Origin of the sequence: Klebsiella electrica, assembly GCF_006711645.1 — a bacterium.
Classification (GTDB): domain Bacteria; phylum Pseudomonadota; class Gammaproteobacteria; order Enterobacterales; family Enterobacteriaceae; genus Klebsiella; species Klebsiella electrica.
Genome location: NZ_CP041247.1, coordinates 496,717 through 512,350, shown reverse-complemented (window position 1 = coordinate 512,350; position 15,634 = coordinate 496,717). Strand labels below are relative to the sequence as shown.

The 15,634-nt window shown below is 55.2% G+C and carries 20 protein-coding genes; 11 read left to right on the top strand and 9 right to left on the bottom strand.

From position 1 onward, the window contains the following. Positions 1 to 13: 13 nt before the first annotated feature. From ibaG to mlaF, 6 genes are all read right to left on the bottom strand, one after another. A complete protein-coding gene (gene ibaG / locus Electrica_RS02465) occupies positions 14 to 268 on the bottom strand; it encodes a BolA family iron metabolism protein IbaG (RefSeq protein ID WP_015585657.1) in 255 nt (84 codons plus the stop codon). A gap of 136 nt (positions 269 to 404) precedes the next feature. Then, positions 405 to 695: a lipid asymmetry maintenance protein MlaB gene (gene mlaB, locus Electrica_RS02460; RefSeq protein ID WP_100684851.1), complete on the bottom strand. Its 291-nt coding sequence runs from the start codon at positions 693 to 695 to the stop codon at positions 405 to 407. Next, positions 695 to 1,330, bottom strand: a complete 636-nt coding sequence (gene mlaC / locus Electrica_RS02455) for a phospholipid-binding protein MlaC (protein WP_141963299.1) — start codon at positions 1,328 to 1,330, stop codon at positions 695 to 697. Before mlaC ends, mlaB begins: the two co-directional genes overlap by 1 nt. An 18-nt stretch (positions 1,331 to 1,348) precedes the next feature. Continuing rightward, positions 1,349 to 1,900, bottom strand: a complete 552-nt coding sequence (gene mlaD / locus Electrica_RS02450; protein ID WP_141963297.1) for an outer membrane lipid asymmetry maintenance protein MlaD — start codon at positions 1,898 to 1,900, stop codon at positions 1,349 to 1,351. Between the two features lie 4 nt (positions 1,901 to 1,904). Next, complete coding sequence (mlaE, locus tag Electrica_RS02445) at positions 1,905 to 2,687, bottom strand: lipid asymmetry maintenance ABC transporter permease subunit MlaE (RefSeq protein ID WP_032690569.1); 783 nt, start codon at positions 2,685 to 2,687, stop codon at positions 1,905 to 1,907. Further along, a complete protein-coding gene (gene mlaF / locus Electrica_RS02440) occupies positions 2,687 to 3,505 on the bottom strand; it encodes a phospholipid ABC transporter ATP-binding protein MlaF (protein WP_100684854.1) in 819 nt (272 codons plus the stop codon). Before mlaF ends, mlaE begins: the two co-directional genes overlap by 1 nt. Before the next feature lie 211 nt (positions 3,506 to 3,716). Here mlaF and Electrica_RS02435 point away from each other — a divergent pair, with 211 nt between their 5' ends. From Electrica_RS02435 to npr, 11 genes are all read left to right on the top strand, one after another. Beyond that, on the top strand, positions 3,717 to 4,694 hold the full coding sequence (locus Electrica_RS02435; RefSeq protein ID WP_100684855.1) for a calcium/sodium antiporter: 978 nt from the start codon (positions 3,717 to 3,719) through the stop codon (positions 4,692 to 4,694). Beyond that, positions 4,691 to 5,695, top strand: a complete 1,005-nt coding sequence (gene kdsD / locus Electrica_RS02430) for an arabinose-5-phosphate isomerase KdsD (RefSeq protein ID WP_407081244.1) — start codon at positions 4,691 to 4,693, stop codon at positions 5,693 to 5,695. The genes Electrica_RS02435 and kdsD overlap by 4 nt, the downstream gene beginning before the upstream one ends. Positions 5,696 to 5,709: 14 nt before the next feature. Further along, positions 5,710 to 6,276 (top strand): 3-deoxy-manno-octulosonate-8-phosphatase KdsC, encoded by a 567-nt coding sequence (gene kdsC, locus Electrica_RS02425; RefSeq protein ID WP_131048465.1) that lies wholly within the window; start codon positions 5,710 to 5,712, stop codon positions 6,274 to 6,276. Next, complete coding sequence (gene lptC, locus Electrica_RS02420) at positions 6,273 to 6,848, top strand: LPS export ABC transporter periplasmic protein LptC (RefSeq protein WP_100684858.1); 576 nt, start codon at positions 6,273 to 6,275, stop codon at positions 6,846 to 6,848. The genes kdsC and lptC overlap by 4 nt, the downstream gene beginning before the upstream one ends. Next, a complete protein-coding gene (gene lptA, locus Electrica_RS02415) occupies positions 6,817 to 7,362 on the top strand; it encodes a lipopolysaccharide ABC transporter substrate-binding protein LptA (protein WP_100684859.1) in 546 nt (181 codons plus the stop codon). Before lptC ends, lptA begins: the two co-directional genes overlap by 32 nt. A gap of 6 nt (positions 7,363 to 7,368) precedes the next feature. Beyond that, on the top strand, positions 7,369 to 8,094 hold the full coding sequence (gene lptB, locus Electrica_RS02410; RefSeq protein ID WP_004206203.1) for an LPS export ABC transporter ATP-binding protein: 726 nt from the start codon (positions 7,369 to 7,371) through the stop codon (positions 8,092 to 8,094). A gap of 47 nt (positions 8,095 to 8,141) precedes the next feature. After that, positions 8,142 to 9,575 (top strand): RNA polymerase factor sigma-54, encoded by a 1,434-nt coding sequence (gene rpoN, locus Electrica_RS02405; RefSeq protein ID WP_131048464.1) that lies wholly within the window; start codon positions 8,142 to 8,144, stop codon positions 9,573 to 9,575. 22 nt (positions 9,576 to 9,597) lie between these two features. Beyond that, entirely contained in the window at positions 9,598 to 9,885 is a 288-nt protein-coding gene (gene hpf, locus Electrica_RS02400; RefSeq protein ID WP_004868168.1) for a ribosome hibernation promoting factor, read from the top strand. A 72-nt stretch (positions 9,886 to 9,957) separates the two neighbouring features. Then, positions 9,958 to 10,446 carry a PTS IIA-like nitrogen regulatory protein PtsN gene (gene ptsN / locus Electrica_RS02395; RefSeq protein WP_015585655.1) on the top strand — a complete coding sequence of 163 codons (489 nt, stop codon included), beginning with the start codon at positions 9,958 to 9,960 and terminating at the stop codon, positions 10,444 to 10,446. A 45-nt stretch (positions 10,447 to 10,491) separates the two neighbouring features. Beyond that, on the top strand, positions 10,492 to 11,346 hold the full coding sequence (gene rapZ, locus Electrica_RS02390; protein WP_004868172.1) for an RNase adapter RapZ: 855 nt from the start codon (positions 10,492 to 10,494) through the stop codon (positions 11,344 to 11,346). Next, positions 11,343 to 11,615: a PTS phosphocarrier protein NPr gene (gene npr / locus Electrica_RS02385; protein WP_004868176.1), complete on the top strand. Its 273-nt coding sequence runs from the start codon at positions 11,343 to 11,345 to the stop codon at positions 11,613 to 11,615. The genes rapZ and npr overlap by 4 nt, the downstream gene beginning before the upstream one ends. 61 nt (positions 11,616 to 11,676) lie before the next feature. Here the strand turns inward: npr and mtgA are convergent, their stop codons facing one another. From mtgA to arcB, 3 genes are all read right to left on the bottom strand, one after another. Next, positions 11,677 to 12,402 (bottom strand): monofunctional biosynthetic peptidoglycan transglycosylase, encoded by a 726-nt coding sequence (gene mtgA / locus Electrica_RS02380; RefSeq protein ID WP_131048463.1) that lies wholly within the window; start codon positions 12,400 to 12,402, stop codon positions 11,677 to 11,679. Beyond that, complete coding sequence (elbB, locus tag Electrica_RS02375; protein WP_131048462.1) at positions 12,399 to 13,052, bottom strand: isoprenoid biosynthesis glyoxalase ElbB; 654 nt, start codon at positions 13,050 to 13,052, stop codon at positions 12,399 to 12,401. Before elbB ends, mtgA begins: the two co-directional genes overlap by 4 nt. 232 nt (positions 13,053 to 13,284) lie before the next feature. Beyond that, complete coding sequence (gene arcB, locus Electrica_RS02370; RefSeq protein WP_100684863.1) at positions 13,285 to 15,624, bottom strand: aerobic respiration two-component sensor histidine kinase ArcB; 2,340 nt, start codon at positions 15,622 to 15,624, stop codon at positions 13,285 to 13,287. Positions 15,625 to 15,634: the final 10 nt, after the last annotated feature.

The window sequence follows — 15,634 nt, the reverse complement described above, 5'->3', positions numbered from 1 at the left end:
ACATCCCTGCAGCTTAAAAGCCGTTGAGTTTGCGGTCCCGGGCCCATTCTTGCGGGGTAAACGCTTTGATCGACAGAGCATGAATGCGGTTGTCGGCAATGTATTCCATCAGCGGAGCGTAGACAGCCTGCTGTTTTTTTACCCGGCTCATGCCGTCAAACATCTCACCCACAGCAATAACCTGAAAGTGACTGCCATCGCCAGAGACGTGGACTTCCTGAAGGGAGAGTGCGTTCATCAGCACGGTCTGAATTTCATGATTTTCCATGGGTTCAAATTTTATCTGGTAGTGAAAATAGCCCAACATCTTAGAGGAAAGTGACGCGGTCTTAAATAAGCAAAAAGCCCCATCGAAGATATTGATGGGGCTTTCAGGATAACCTCAGCAGTAACACACTGAAAAATTATGGGATCATATCGGCGGGAAGGTTGTAAAGACTGACTAAAGTTTGCAGGTTGTCGCTCTTGCCAGTCAGTGTCGCTTCCAGACCCTGGTGGCGAATTAAGGCCACAAAATGCACCAGCAGCGCCAGGCCGGCGGTATCCACCCGGGTCAGCGCGCTCAGGTCGATAGTCGACACGCCCTCGGTCGCCTGCGCACGGGCTTCCCACAGCGGGACCAGCAGATCCTGGTCCAGCTCCCCGTGCAGCGCCAGTCGCTCGCCGTCGCGAGTCCAGCTCAGCTGCCCGGTCATTATTTTTTCTGTTCCAGCGTGATCGGCTGCGCGGAGATCGCTTTCAGTTGCGCGGTCAGGCCATCAACGCCTTTGGTGCGCAGCAGATCGCTCCACTCATTTTGTTTGGTGGTGATCATGCTGACCCCTTCGGCAATCATATCGTAAGCCTGCCAGTTGCCAGTCTGGGTGTTTTTACGCCACTGGAAATCCAGCCGTACCGGAGGGCGGCCATTCGGATCGACGATCGTCACGCGGATAGGGATGATCGTCGCATCGCCCAGCGGTTGTTCCGGAGCAATCTGATAGGTCTGGCCATGATACATCGCCAGCGCCTGGCCATAGGCCTGCTTCAGGTATTCGCGAAAGGCGACAAAGTAGGCTTCGCGCTGCGCTGGCGTCGCATCTTTATAATAGCGGCCCAGAACCAGCGCGCCGGCATACTTCACCTGAACATACGGCATCAGCTCCTGGTCAACGATATCACGCAGATAGTTCGGGTTAGCCTGAATCTTCGCCTGTTCATTTTTCAGACGATCGAAGGTTTTCTGCGCCGCTTCGTTCATCAGTTTATAGGGGTTGGACTGATCCGCCGCCGTAGCAGCCGTCAAGGGAGCAATCACCAGCATGGCGATCATCAGTAAGCGTTTAAACATAGGGTGTCTCTCCTGAAATTAATGCGTCGTGGCGGCCGGTGGCGTCGCGCTAGTATGACTCTCTGCCGCTGCCGGATCATCGCCAGAATTCTTATTGTCACCGCCCTTACTGCTATAAAGGAACTGACCAATCAGGTCTTCCAGAACCATGGCGGACTTGGTGTCCTGAATCGTGCTGCCGTCTTTAAGGATAGACGTCCCCAGTTCCGGATCGTCGAAACCGATATTCAGCGCCAGATACTGCTCTCCCAGCAGACCTGAGGTACGAATAGCCAGCGAGCTGGAATCAGGAATATGGTTGTAGCTCTCATCAATATCGAGCGCCACGCGCGGCAGGTAGGTTTTCGGGTCAAGCGTGATATCCGCCACCCGGCCCACGACCACACCGCCAATACGGACCGGAGAACGCGCCTTCAGCCCGCCAATATTGTCAAAGGTGGCATAGATCCGATACGTCGGCTCGCTACGTAAAGAGGTCACGTTGGCGGCTTTGAGACAGACAAACAACGCCGCCAGCAACGCAACCAGTAAGAACACACCTACCCAGATTTCACTTTTTTTCGTTTGCATGAACTCAATTCCCAAACATCAGCGCAGTCAGCACAAAATCCAGCCCCAGAACCGCCAGCGACGAATGCACCACGGTACGCGTCGTTGCCCGGCTAATCCCGGCGGAAGTGGGGATAGCGTCATAACCATTAAATAACGCAACCCATGTCACCGTAATGGCGAACACCAGACTCTTAATCAGGCAGTTAACCAGATCCATTCGCCAGTCAACGGCATTTTGCATCGCGGTCCAGAAGAAGCCGCTGTCGATGCCCTTCCAGCTTACGCCCACCAGCGAACCGCCCCAGATACCCACGGCGACAAAAATAATGGTCAACAGCGGCAGCGAGATAACCCCGGCCCAGAAGCGAGGCGAAATCACGCGACGCAGCGGATCGACCGCCATCATTTCCATGCTGGAGAGCTGCTCGGTCGCGCGCATCAGGCCAATTTCCGCGGTCAGCGCGGAACCGGCACGGCCGGCAAACAGCAGCGCAGCGACCACCGGCCCCAGTTCGCGTAGCAGGGATAGCGCCACCAGCATGCCTAAACTGGTTTCCGCACTATAAGTGGTGAGCACCAGATAGCCCTGCAGCCCCAGCACCATGCCGATAAACAGCCCCGACACGATGATAATCAGCATCGATAGCACGCCGACGTTGTAGAGCTGGCGAACCAGCAGCGGCGCATGCTTACGAAATTCCGGCTTGCCCACCACCGCATTGAAAAGCATTAATCCGGCACGCCCGAAAGCCGCGGTCGTTTTAATTCCCCGGTGTCCGAGTGATGCCAGCACGTTTAGCAGCATCAGTTGCTCGCTCCCTTGCCTAATAAATCATGCTGATAGTCACCGGCCGGATAGCGGAACGGTACCGGACCATCGGCAATACCATCAATGAACTGGCGAACCCGAGGATCGCCGTTTTCACGCAGCGACTGCGCGCTGCCGTGAGCCACGATTTTTTTGTCCGCCACGATATACGCGTAATCAGCAATGCTCAGCACTTCCGGCACGTCATGTGACACCACGATACAGGTCACGCCCAGCGTGCTGTTGAGCTCTGAAATCAGCTTAACCAGCACCCCCATGGTGATGGGATCCTGCCCGACAAACGGTTCGTCGAACATAATCAGGTCCGGCTCCAGCGCGATGGCCCTGGCCAGGGCGGCACGGCGCGCCATACCGCCTGAGAGTTCAGAAGGCATTAATTTCGCTGCCCCGCGCAGGCCGACCGCCTCCAGCTTCATCATCACCGTCGTATGCAGTAGCGCCTCCGGCAAACGCGTATGTTCGCGTAGCGGGTAGGCTACGTTATTGAACACGTCCATATCAGTGAACAGCGCTCCGGACTGAAACAGCATGCTCATACGCTTACGCACGGTATACAGGCGCGAGCGTGACATCTGCGGCACGTTTTCACCATCGAACAGGATCTCACCTTTATCCGGCGGGATCTGCCCACCGATCAGGCGCAGCAGCGTCGTTTTACCGATCCCCGATGGTCCCATAATCGCCGTGATCTTACCGCGCGGCACTGACAGCGAGATATCGTCGAAGATGACACGATCGCCGCGAGAGAAGCGGATACCGCGTACTTCGACCAAATTCGCCAGAGTTTGGCTCATAAAATCATCCTTACTAAACATCCCCCGGGCTAAGCATGGCGCGTACCTTCGCCACAAACCCAACATTTTTACAGAATCTTACCTGCACGGGTTAGCGAAAGCTGGCATTTGTTTTACTTTTGACAAACATAAAGTCAAAATTAAGAATTCGTTACGCTGCAGATGGATCGGTACAGCGAATCGACGATTATACCTGAAGAAAGGACTTTAGATGCTTTTAGCGACGGCTCTGTTAATAATTGGTTTACTGCTGGTAGTCTACAGCGCCGATCGTCTGGTTTACGCCGCTTCAATACTTTGCCGCATGATAGGGATCCCGCCGCTTATCATCGGCATGACGGTGGTCAGTATCGGTACCAGCCTGCCGGAGATCATCGTTTCCGCCGCCGCATCTCTGCACGGACAGACCGATCTGGCGATCGGCACGGCGCTCGGATCCAATATTACCAATATATTATTAATACTCGGCCTCGCTGCCTTGTTGCGTCCATTTACCGTGCATTCTGATATCCTGCGCCGCGAGTTACCGTTAATGTTGCTGGTCAGTTTGCTGGCAAGCTTTGTGCTGTACGATGGGCAACTGTCGCGTATGGACGGCCTTTTCTTACTGGCGCTCGCCCTGCTGTGGCTGCTGTTTACGATTAAAATCGCCCGGCTGTCGGAGCGTCAGGGCAGCGATAGCCTGACCCGGGAACAGATGGCGGAGCTTCCGCGGGAAGGCTCGCTTCCCGTGGCCCTGCTCTGGCTGGGCGTAGCCATGATTGTGATGCCTATGGCAACCCGCATGGTCGTGGATAATGCTACCGTGCTGGCAAACTACTTCGCTATCAGCGAACTCACCGTCGGCTTAACGGTGGTGGCGATCGGCACCAGCCTGCCGGAACTGGCGACGACGATAGCCGGGGCGCGAAAAGGGGAAGACGATATCGCTATCGGGAATATTATTGGCGCGAATATCCTGAATATCGCCCTCGTTCTCGGATTACCGGCACTGATCGCCCCGGGAGCGTTCGCGCCGGAGGCCTTTACGCGCGACTACGCCGTGATGCTGTTCGTCAGCGTGATATTCGCCCTGCTATGCTGGCGTCGCAAATGGCAACCCGGTCGCCTGGTCGGCGCGCTGCTGGTCGGCGGTTTTGTGGTTTGGTTGGCGATGCTGTACTGGGCAGCACCGCTCTTCGTTGAATGAATCGGGATAAGATTATGTCGCAGATAGATTTGCCAACGGATTTTGACTTTCAACGGGTAGGACGTGAAGTTCTGGAAATTGAACGTGAAGGTCTGGCTCAGCTCGATCGATACATTAATGAAGATTTCACCCATGCCTGCGAGAAGATCTTCCGCTGCGCGGGGAAAGTCGTGGTGATGGGGATGGGCAAATCCGGCCATATCGGGCGTAAAATGGCGGCCACCTTTGCCAGCACCGGTACGCCGTCGTTTTTCGTTCACCCCGGCGAAGCGGCCCACGGCGATTTAGGCATGGTGACACCGAAGGATGTGGTTATCGCGCTCTCGAACTCCGGCGAGTCGAACGAGATCCTGGCGCTGATTCCGGTACTTAAACGCCAGCAGGTGTCGCTTATCTGCATGACCAGCCGCCCGGAAAGCAGCATGGGGCGCGCGGCGGACATCCACCTTTGCGTGAAGGTAGAGAAAGAAGCCTGTCCGTTAGGGCTGGCGCCGACCTCCAGCACGACTGCCGCACTGGTTATGGGCGATGCGCTGGCGGTTGCCCTGCTGGAGGCGCGCGGCTTTACCGCCGAAGATTTTGCGCTGTCCCACCCCGGCGGCGCACTGGGTCGTAAGCTGCTGTTGCGGGTCAATGATATTATGCATACGGGTGATGAAATCCCGCACGTCAATGTGCAGGCCACCCTGCGTGATGCGCTGCTGGAAATCACACGTAAAAATTTAGGCATGACGGCTATCTGCGATGATGACATGAACATCATCGGTATTTTCACCGATGGCGACCTGCGCCGGGTGTTTGATACCGGCGTCGATATGCGTAATGCCCGTATCGCCGACGTCATGACGCCGGGCGGTATTCGCATTCGTCCCGGTATCCTTGCCGTCGATGCGCTGAACCTGATGCAATCTCGCCATATCACCTGCGTGTTAGTTGCCGATGGCGACCGTCTGTTGGGTGTGGTACATATGCACGATCTCCTGCGCGCAGGCGTAGTGTAAGTAAGGATAAAATAATGAATAATGCTGATGCTCTGCAGGAAACCTGCTATGGGCCAGTAAGCCCTGAATTTATCGATCGGGCGGCGAAGATCCGTTTATTGATCCTCGACGTAGACGGCGTGCTGTCCGATGGCCTGATCTACATGGGCAACAACGGTGAAGAGCTGAAGGCGTTTAACGTTCGCGACGGCTACGGAATTCGCTGTGCGCTGACATCAGGTATTGAAGTGGCGATTATTACCGGACGAAAAGCTAAACTGGTAGAAGATCGTTGTCAGACGCTGGGCATCACGCACCTGTATCAGGGCCAGTCCGATAAACTGCTGGCATTCCGCGAATTATTGAGCAAGCTGGCCGTTCGCCCGGAGGAAGTGGCCTACATCGGCGATGACCTGATCGACTGGCCGGTGATGGCCGAGGTCGGCTTAAGCGTGGCGGTGGCGGATGCGCACCCGTTGCTGCTGCCGCGAGCGGATTATGTTACACGAATCGACGGTGGACGCGGGGCGGTACGCGAAGTCTGCGATTTGTTACTATTGGCACAGGGCAAGCTGGATGAGGCCAAAGGGCAATCAATATGAGTAAAACCAGACGTTGGGTTATCATTTTACTATCGCTGGTCGCGCTTATTCTGATCGGCCTGAATCTGGCGGGTACGGACGATACCACCGTGCAGGAGATCAATCCTGATGACCCGACCTATACCAGTGAACATACCGACACCGTTGTTTACAGCCCGGAAGGGGCGCTTAATTATCGCTTAATCGCTGAACATGTGGCCTATTTTTCCGCCCAGGAGGTATCGTGGTTCACCCGACCGGTGATGACCACGTTTGATACCAACAAGGTACCCACCTGGTCTATCAAAGCGGATAAAGCCAAACTGACCAACGATCGCATGCTGTATCTTTACGGACACGTCGAAGTCAATGCGTTGACCGCTGACTCTCAACTGCAAAAAATTACGACGGATAACGCCCAGATAAACCTGGTGACGCAAGATGTTACCTCTGATGACCTGGTGACGTTGTACGGGACGACATTTAATTCCAGCGGCCTGAAAATGCGCGGAAATTTACGCAGCAAAAATGCCGAGCTGATTGAAAAGGTTAGAACCTCTTATGAAATTCAGAACAAACAAACTCAGCCTTAAAATTGCGCTCGCCAGCGCATTACTGGCCGCCAGCCTGCCGGCACTGGCAAAAACCGGTGACACCGATCAGCCGATTCACATTGAATCCGATCAGCAGTCGCTGGATATGCAGGGCAATGTTGTCACGTTTACCGGCAATGTGGTCGTCACCCAGGGCACCATCAAAATTAACGCCGATAAGGTGGTGGTAACCCGTCCAGGCGGAGAAAAAGGCAAAGAGGTTATCGACGGTTATGGCAATCCGGCGACCTTCTACCAGATGCAGGATAACGGTAAGCCGGTCAAAGGCCACGCGTCAAAAATGCGTTATGAATTACAGAACGATTTTGTGGTTCTGACCGGTAACGCGTACCTTGAGCAGCTCGACAGCAACATCCAGGGCGACAAAATCACCTACCTGGTCAAAGAGCAGAAAATGCAGGCGTTCAGCAATAAGGGCGGACGCGTGACGACGATTCTGGTCCCTTCGCAGCTGCAAGACAAAAGCACCAACCAGCAAAAGAAGGGTAACTAATTCGTTATGGCAACATTAACCGCAAAGAATCTCGCCAAGGCGTATAAAGGCCGCCGCGTGGTGGAAGATGTCAGTCTGACCGTGAACTCTGGCGAGATCGTTGGCCTCCTCGGGCCAAACGGCGCCGGTAAAACCACGACCTTCTACATGGTGGTCGGCATTGTGCCGCGCGACGCTGGCAACATTATCATCGACGATGAAGATATCAGCCTGCTGCCGCTGCATGCCCGCGCGCGTCGGGGTATCGGCTATCTGCCGCAGGAAGCCTCTATTTTCCGCCGTCTGAGCGTGTACGATAATTTAATGGCGGTTTTGCAGATCCGTGACGATCTCAGCAGCGAGCAGCGTGAAGACCGCGCGAAAGAGCTGATGGAAGAATTTCATATTGAGCATCTGCGCGACAGCCTGGGGCAGGCGCTTTCCGGCGGTGAACGCCGCCGCGTTGAGATAGCCCGCGCGCTGGCCGCTAATCCGAAATTCATTCTGCTGGATGAGCCCTTCGCCGGCGTTGACCCCATTTCCGTTATCGATATCAAACGGATAATCGAGCATCTGCGTGACAGCGGTCTTGGCGTGCTGATCACCGACCATAACGTCAGGGAGACGCTGGCCGTCTGCGAACGCGCCTATATCGTCAGCCAGGGTCACCTGATAGCCCACGGCACACCGCAACAAATCCTTGAAGACGAGCAGGTTAAGCGCGTGTATCTTGGGGAAGACTTCAGACTCTGATAGGGTAGAGGTTACAGACGTTTTAGCCGGAGATATTAGCCCTGAATATGAAGCAAGGTTTGCAATTAAGGCTAAGCCAACAGCTTGCCATGACGCCACAACTGCAACAGGCTATTCGCTTGCTGCAGCTGTCCACGTTAGAACTCCAGCAAGAACTCCAGCAGGCGCTGGAGAGTAATCCGCTGCTTGAGCAAACCGATCTTCACGATGAGGTAGAAACCAAAGAGGTTGAGGACCGCGAATCGCTGGACACCGTCGACGCTCTTGAACAAAAAGATATGCCGGAAGAGCTGCCGCTCGACGCCAGCTGGGATGAAATCTACACCGCCGGCACGCCGTCCGGGAACGGCGTTGATTACCAGGACGACGAGCTGCCTGTTTATCAAGGCGAAACGACCCAAAGCCTGCAGGATTACCTGATGTGGCAGGTTGAACTGACGCCGTTTACCGACACCGATCGCGCGATTGCCACATCGATTGTCGATGCCGTCGATGACACCGGCTACCTCACCATTCGGCTGGAAGATATTGTCGAGAGTATCGACGATGACGAAATTGGTCTCGAAGAAGTTGAAGCGGTACTTAAGCGCATCCAGCGCTTTGACCCGGTCGGCGTCGCGGCAAAAGATCTGCGCGACTGTCTGCTGGTTCAGCTTTCACAATATGCCAAAGAGACGCCGTGGCTGGAAGAAGCCCGGCTTATCATCAGCGATCATCTCGATCTGCTCGCCAACCACGATTTCCGCTCCCTGATGCGCGTCACCCGACTGAAAGAAGAGGTGCTGAAAGAGGCGGTTAATCTGATCCAGTCGCTCGATCCGCGCCCCGGTCAGTCGATCCAGACCGGCGAGCCGGAATACGTCATTCCCGACGTACTGGTACGTAAGGTCGGCGGCCGCTGGGTCGTGGAGCTTAACTCCGACAGCATCCCACGCCTGAAGATCAACCAGCATTATGCGGCCATGGGCAACAGCGCGCGCAATGATGCAGACAGCCAGTTTATCCGCAGCAACCTGCAGGAGGCTCGCTGGCTAATCAAGAGTCTGGAAAGCCGCAATGATACGCTGCTGCGCGTTAGCCGCTGCATCGTTGAACAGCAGCAGTCCTTCTTCGAACAAGGAGAGGAGTTCATGAAACCGATGGTACTGGCCGATATCGCCCAGGCCGTCGAAATGCATGAATCCACTATTTCACGCGTGACCACCCAAAAATATCTGCACAGTCCGCGCGGTATTTTTGAGCTGAAATATTTCTTTTCCAGCCACGTCAATACAGAGGGCGGCGGCGAGGCATCGTCGACGGCCATTCGGGCGCTGGTGAAGAAGTTAATCGCCGCGGAGAATCCCGCGAAGCCGTTGAGTGACAGTAAGCTGACCACCCTCCTGTCTGAACAGGGTATTATGGTGGCACGTCGTACCGTCGCTAAGTACCGAGAGTCTTTATCCATTCCGCCATCTAACCAGCGTAAACAACTGGTTTGATACAACCGATAAGGAAGACACTATGCAGCTCAACATTACAGGACACAACGTCGAAATAACCCCTGCACTGCGTGAATTCGTTAATGCGAAGTTCAGCAAACTGGAGCAGTTTTTCGACAGGATCAATCAGGTCTATATTGTGTTAAAAGTAGAGAAGGTGACGCAAATTGCGGACGCCAATCTGCATGTCAACGGTGGCGAAATCCATGCCAGTGCGGAAGGGCAGGATATGTATGCCGCTATCGATGGACTCATCGATAAGCTGGCAAGACAGCTAACAAAACATAAAGATAAACTAAAACAACACTAATTGTCCGGGCGTCGCCCTTGCCTGCTGCTGGCTTTTATCGGTAGCCGGCAAGGGACGCGCTCAGGTGAAATTATGATGAACAACGATTCGGCTCTACAACTGAGCAATGTCCTTAATCAGGAATGTACCCGTAGCCAGGTTCACTGCCAGAGCAAAAAGCGCGCGCTGGAAATCATCAGTGAGCTGGCAGCGAAACAGTTAGGTTTGCCGCCGCAGGTGGTGTTTGAGGCGATCCTCACCCGCGAGAAAATGGGCAGTACCGGGATTGGCAACGGGATTGCTATTCCGCACGGTAAACTCGAAGAGGATACGCTGCGCGCCGTCGGCGTGTTTGTCCAGTTGGAGACACCGATCGCATTTGATGCCATCGACAACCAGCCGGTCGATCTGCTGTTTGCGCTTCTGGTTCCGGCCGATCAGACCAAAACCCATCTGCATACGCTCTCGCTGGTTGCCAAACGGCTGGCGGATAAAACCATTTGCCGGCGCCTGCGCGCGGCGCAAAGCGATGAAGAGCTGTATGAGATCATCACCGAAGCAGGAAGCAACGATGACGTATAACCGCCGTCGCCCCCTACCCTTTATCGTACTGAGGAGAAACGGTACATGGTACTGATGATCGTCAGCGGCCGCTCAGGCTCGGGGAAATCCGTCGCTCTGCGGGCGCTGGAAGATATGGGCTTCTACTGCGTGGATAACCTGCCGGTAGTGCTGTTGCCTGAACTGGCGAGATCGCTGGCCGACAGAAACATCTCTGCCGCCGTCAGCATTGATGTGCGTAACATGCCGGAATCGCCAGAGATCTTTGAACAGGCGATGAAAAACCTGCCTGAGGCATTTTCCCCTCAGCTACTGTTCCTTGATGCTGACCGCAATACGCTGATTCGCCGCTACAGCGACACCCGTCGTCTGCATCCGCTCTCAAGTAAAAACCTGTCGCTGGAAAGCGCCATTGACGAAGAGAGCGCGCTGCTGGAACCGCTGCGTTCCCGCGCCGACCTGATCGTCGACACTTCAGAGATGTCGGTACATGAGCTGGCAGAAATGCTACGTACCCGCCTGCTCGGCAAGCGCGAACGTGAGCTGACTATGGTCTTTGAATCCTTTGGCTTTAAGCACGGTATCCCGATTGATGCCGATTATGTCTTTGACGTCCGCTTCCTGCCAAACCCGCACTGGGATCCGAAACTGCGTCCAATGACCGGTCTGGATAAGCCGGTGGCCGCCTTCCTTGACCGACACACGGAAGTTCACAATTTTATTTACCAGACCCGCAGCTATCTTGAGCTATGGTTACCGATGCTGGAGACCAATAATCGCAGCTATCTGACGGTGGCGATTGGTTGTACCGGCGGTAAACACCGTTCGGTCTACATTGCCGAACAGCTGGCTGATTACTTCCGCTCGCGCGGTAAGAACGTGCAGTCTCGCCATCGGACGCTGGAAAAACGCAAATCATGACCGTAAAGCAGATCGTTGAAATCACCAATAAGCTGGGGATGCATGCCCGCCCGGCGATGAAGCTGTTTGAACTGATGCAAAATTATGATGCGGAAGTCCTGCTGCGCAACGACGAGGGGACGGAAGCGGAAGCCAATAGCGTGATTGCCCTACTCATGCTCGACTCAGCCAAAGGTCGGCAAATCGAGATTGAAGCCAACGGCCCGCAGGAAGTCGAGGCGCTGGCGGCGGTTATTGCGCTGTTCAACGCCGGTTTTGACGAAGACTAAGCATTCCTGCCTCGTCCCCGGCGGCGCGACGCTGACCGGGGCTATTGTTTCCGCTGCCGCCTCACTTCAGCCTGTTCACCTGCATAAATTCTTCTCCGCCTAGCTGACGCATCTGACGCAGGATCCACGCCTGCCGACTGCGAACATAGCCGGACGGCGCATCGGCGCGAAAGCGGATCGGATTGGGTAATACCGCCGCCAGGAGCGCCGCTTCAGAAGCGGTTAACTGACTCGCTGGCTTATGAAAGTAGCGCTGTGATGCCGCTTCGACGCCGAACGTCCCTTCACCAAACTCAGCGATATTCAGGTAGACGGTCAGAATCCGTTTTTTACTCCACACCGTCTCGATGCCTACCGTTAACCCGGCCTCCAGCCCTTTGCGCAACCAGCTGCGGCCATCCCACAAGAACAGGTTTTTCGCCGTTTGCTGCGAGAGCGTGGAGGCGCCGCGCACGCGGTTTTCCTGACGTTCATTGTGCGCCAGCGCTTTTTCTATCGCTGAGACATCAAAACCCCAGTGCTCGGGGAATTTTTGATCCTCCGCGGCGATGGCCGCCAGCCCCATCCACGGCGAGATCTCGTCCATCCCGACCCAGTCGGAATGGGCGACATACTGAAAATTACCGCTCAGCCATGCGCCAACTTGCCGCTCGAGCATCACGGCTGAAAACGGCACCGGCAGAATGCTAAAGAGCGCGATGCCGCCTCCCCAAAAAGCCGCCGCAATCAGCAGAATGCGCAATAAAAGACGTTTAATCATTCGCAACGGGGCCGAACGCACGCTCATGCAGTCAGAACCAGTACACGGGCCACCAGCTTCTCAATCCCGCTTGCCGCTTCCGCAATGTTCTGCGCCAGCATCCAGGCCGGGGTCGTCACCACCTTATGCTCTTCATCGACGACGATATCATCGACCGGGCAAGGAACGTGTTCTGCGCCCATCTCCTCCACCACCTCAGCGGTATCAAGATCGGTGCCGATGGTTATCCGCAGCGGGATCGGGAAAATTTTTGGCAGCAGCGCCGGGGCGATACACATAAAGCCCAGGGGTTTGCCCGCCTCGTGCATCGCCAGCGTCAACGCTTTCAGGTCGCTATCGACCACGCATTCAGCCCCTTGCGAGGCAAAATTGCTGAGGTTCTTCGCCGCACCAAATCCACCGGGGACAATCAACGCATCCAGGTCTTCAGCCCGGGCCGCGGCCAGAGGCTGGATATCGCCACGGGCAATACGCGCGGCCTCAACCAGAACGTTGCGGCTTTCAGCCATCGGCTCACCGGTCAGGTGATTGATCACGTCCGTTTGCGCTTTATCCGGCGCGAAACAGACGGCCTGTGCGCCGCTACGGGCGATCGCTAACAGGGTGATGACCGCTTCATGGATCTCCGTTCCGTCATAGACGCCACAGCCGCTCAATACCACGCCAATCTTTTTCATACCGCCAACTCCTTAGTGCAACTTGCTGAAACCAGTCAAAAATTTTGATTTACACGCATTGCTTCACATATTTTACTGATTCACGTAACAAATTATTTAAGGTTTGCTATCTTAATGAGCGAGCAAACTAAATCCTCAGGTTGCGCTACGTAAAAATATCTCTAAAAATTCTGGCGCAACAAGCAGTTCCCTGGTGTTGGCGCAGTATTCGCGCACCCCGGTTTATCCGGGGTCATTTTTTATGTGCCGCCGCAACCCATGCTTTCAGCACCGCCACATCGTTTTGCCACTCGGATTTCATCTCTTCAACCCATTCACCAACGTTATCTGACCATGCCGGCAGGTCCGGAGTCTGAATCTGCTGTCCCAGCTGTTGAATATGCCGCAGGCCAATCGACCCCGCCGCGCCTTTAATTTTATGCCCTTCATCGACGATCCCTTTCTGGTCGCGGGCGGTCAGGTTGGACTCCAGCACCGCCATATAGCCCGGCATCATCCTCTCGAAAACCGCAAGGCCATCGTTGATAAGCTTTGGCCCCACCAGCTCGATATACTGCTCAAGCATCGGAATATCCAGCACGGACGCCGATTTACTCACATCCACGGTCGGCATTTCGCACTCATCCTCCTCCGGCGAATCCCAGAATTTTTTAATCATGGCCGTCAGCGCCGGTACCGATAGTGGTTTACTCAGGACGTCGTCCATTCCGGCATCGAGATACTCTTTTTTATTCTTCAGCACGTTGGCGGTGAGGGCCACCAGCGGCGGTAGGTCATCGGCGGCAAAGTGCTGCTTAAGATGACGCGAAATATCCAGGCCCGTCATGTCCGGCAGCTGGATATCCAGCAGCACCAGGTCGTACTCGCCCGGTTTAAACATCTCCAGCGCGGCCTTACCGGTCATCGCCACATCGACGCTGTTACCCAACTTCTCCAGCACCGAGCGCGCCACAATCACGTTGAGCTCGATATCCTCGACCAGCAGCACGTTCAGCGCCGGCAGGGGCATCTCATCTTCAGTCAGCATATCTTCCACTTCTTCCGCCACCGCCGGCGCATGCACGGTCAGCGTAAATGTGGCTCCCAGACCCGGTTGGCTGGAGACATTAATATCGCCGCCCATATTGCGCGCCAGACGACGCGATACGGCAAGACCGATCCCGGTGCCCGTCGCAGGCTTGCCGCCGTGGCTGTCTTTCACCTGATAATACATGGCGAAGATCTTATCCTGCTCGGCTTCGGGAATGCCGATACCGGAGTCTTCCACTTCAAAATGCAGGATATCGCCTTCATCGTAGCGAACGCGGACGGTGACATTTCCCCCCTGCGGCGTGAATTTCACCGCATTACTGATGAGGTTCCACAAAATCTGCCGCAGACGCGTCCCGTCGGTCACCACTTTATGTGGCAGCGGCAGCGTCGGTTCCAGGAGGAAGCGCAGACCTTTCTGCTGCGCCTGCAGGCCGGAGAGGTTTTCCAGATCGGCAAGGAAACCGGTGAAATCGACCTGCTGGTTATCCAGCTGGACTTTACGGCGCTCCATTTTATCCATGTCGATAATATCGTTGAAGATATTCCCCAGCGTCACCGCGGAGACATGGATGGTTTTGAGGTATTTTTCCTGCTCGCCGCTCAGCTCGGTATCCAGCAAGATACGGCTCAGTCCCACGATGCCGTTAAGCGGCGTGCGCAGTTCGTGGCTGATCGTTGAGATGAAGGTGGTCTTATCACGGCTGGCGCGCTCCAGCGCATCCTGGTAGCGCTTACGTTCGGTAATATCGCGGCCAAAGCCCATCAGTCCACGGCGCTTGCCGACGCGGTCATAGTAAGGAACCTTGCGGATTTCAAAACAGGCTTTACGCCCGTCCGGATAATCCAGCCACTGCTCGTAGGTCAGCGATACATTATGGCGGAAAACTTTTTCGTCAGTCTCCAGCACTTTAACCGCCGCTTCTTCGTTATAGACATCCTGAGGTTTCAGGTGGATAAGCTGCTTTTCGCTTTTCCCGGTCAGCAGTTCCATTGCCCGGTTGCAGCCAGAAAACTCTTTGTCTTCATTGCGATAGAATACCAGATCCGGCGAGGCATCAAGGAAAGAACGGAGGAAGGAGGATTGCTGCTCCAGCTGAATTTGCGTCTCTTCGCGCTCTTTCATCTCAATTTTCAGCTGTTCCAGCGTCGTCTCGCGCTCAGCTTCCGCTTTCTCACGTTCGCCAATCTCCTGATTGAGCTGCGCGATATTATCTTTGAGCTGCACGTTAAGCTGCAGGTCGCGCTCACGCATCTCCTCGAGTTTTTCCACCAGCCGGGTAAGACGCTGCCGCGACTCTTCCAGTTGCTCCACCACCACCGACAAAAAGTAGACCGCCCAGGGGGTTATCAGCAGACCAAAGAAGATAGAGCGGATAACGTCGATGCTCTCAACCTGGCCATGCAGAACCATCGTGACGGCCATCTGTACCACAATCGCCAGCACCACCAGGGCGAGGGCGAGCAGCATGGAAAAACGCACCAGACCCAGCTTCATCATCAGGTCGACATAGTACTGCGCCAGCATACGAATTTGCTTCATAAGGGATTCC

Excerpts from the sequence above, each read along its gene's own strand:
- mlaC (WP_141963299.1), bottom strand. The coding sequence starts at position 1,330 with ATGTTTAAACGCTTACTGATGATCGCCATGCTGGTGATTGCTCCCTTG.
- mlaB (WP_100684851.1), bottom strand. The coding sequence starts at position 695 with ATGACCGGGCAGCTGAGCTGGACTCGCGACGGCGAGCGACTGGCGCTG.
- kdsD (WP_407081244.1), top strand. The coding sequence starts at position 4,691 with ATGAATCGGGATAAGATTATGTCGCAGATAGATTTGCCAACGGATTTT.
- mlaF (WP_100684854.1), bottom strand. The coding sequence starts at position 3,505 with ATGAGCCAAACTCTGGCGAATTTGGTCGAAGTACGCGGTATCCGCTTC.
- mlaE (WP_032690569.1), bottom strand. The coding sequence starts at position 2,687 with ATGCTGCTAAACGTGCTGGCATCACTCGGACACCGGGGAATTAAAACG.
- rapZ (WP_004868172.1), top strand. The coding sequence starts at position 10,492 with ATGGTACTGATGATCGTCAGCGGCCGCTCAGGCTCGGGGAAATCCGTC.
- lptC (WP_100684858.1), top strand. The coding sequence starts at position 6,273 with ATGAGTAAAACCAGACGTTGGGTTATCATTTTACTATCGCTGGTCGCG.
- lptB (WP_004206203.1), top strand. The coding sequence starts at position 7,369 with ATGGCAACATTAACCGCAAAGAATCTCGCCAAGGCGTATAAAGGCCGC.
- hpf (WP_004868168.1), top strand. The coding sequence starts at position 9,598 with ATGCAGCTCAACATTACAGGACACAACGTCGAAATAACCCCTGCACTG.
- kdsC (WP_131048465.1), top strand. The coding sequence starts at position 5,710 with ATGAATAATGCTGATGCTCTGCAGGAAACCTGCTATGGGCCAGTAAGC.
- ibaG (WP_015585657.1), bottom strand. The coding sequence starts at position 268 with ATGGAAAATCATGAAATTCAGACCGTGCTGATGAACGCACTCTCCCTT.
- elbB (WP_131048462.1), bottom strand. The coding sequence starts at position 13,052 with ATGAAAAAGATTGGCGTGGTATTGAGCGGCTGTGGCGTCTATGACGGA.
- Electrica_RS02435 (WP_100684855.1), top strand. The coding sequence starts at position 3,717 with ATGCTTTTAGCGACGGCTCTGTTAATAATTGGTTTACTGCTGGTAGTC.
- ptsN (WP_015585655.1), top strand. The coding sequence starts at position 9,958 with ATGATGAACAACGATTCGGCTCTACAACTGAGCAATGTCCTTAATCAG.
- mtgA (WP_131048463.1), bottom strand. The coding sequence starts at position 12,402 with ATGAGCGTGCGTTCGGCCCCGTTGCGAATGATTAAACGTCTTTTATTG.
- arcB (WP_100684863.1), bottom strand. The coding sequence starts at position 15,624 with ATGAAGCAAATTCGTATGCTGGCGCAGTACTATGTCGACCTGATGATG.
- rpoN (WP_131048464.1), top strand. The coding sequence starts at position 8,142 with ATGAAGCAAGGTTTGCAATTAAGGCTAAGCCAACAGCTTGCCATGACG.
- npr (WP_004868176.1), top strand. The coding sequence starts at position 11,343 with ATGACCGTAAAGCAGATCGTTGAAATCACCAATAAGCTGGGGATGCAT.
- mlaD (WP_141963297.1), bottom strand. The coding sequence starts at position 1,900 with ATGCAAACGAAAAAAAGTGAAATCTGGGTAGGTGTGTTCTTACTGGTT.
- lptA (WP_100684859.1), top strand. The coding sequence starts at position 6,817 with ATGAAATTCAGAACAAACAAACTCAGCCTTAAAATTGCGCTCGCCAGC.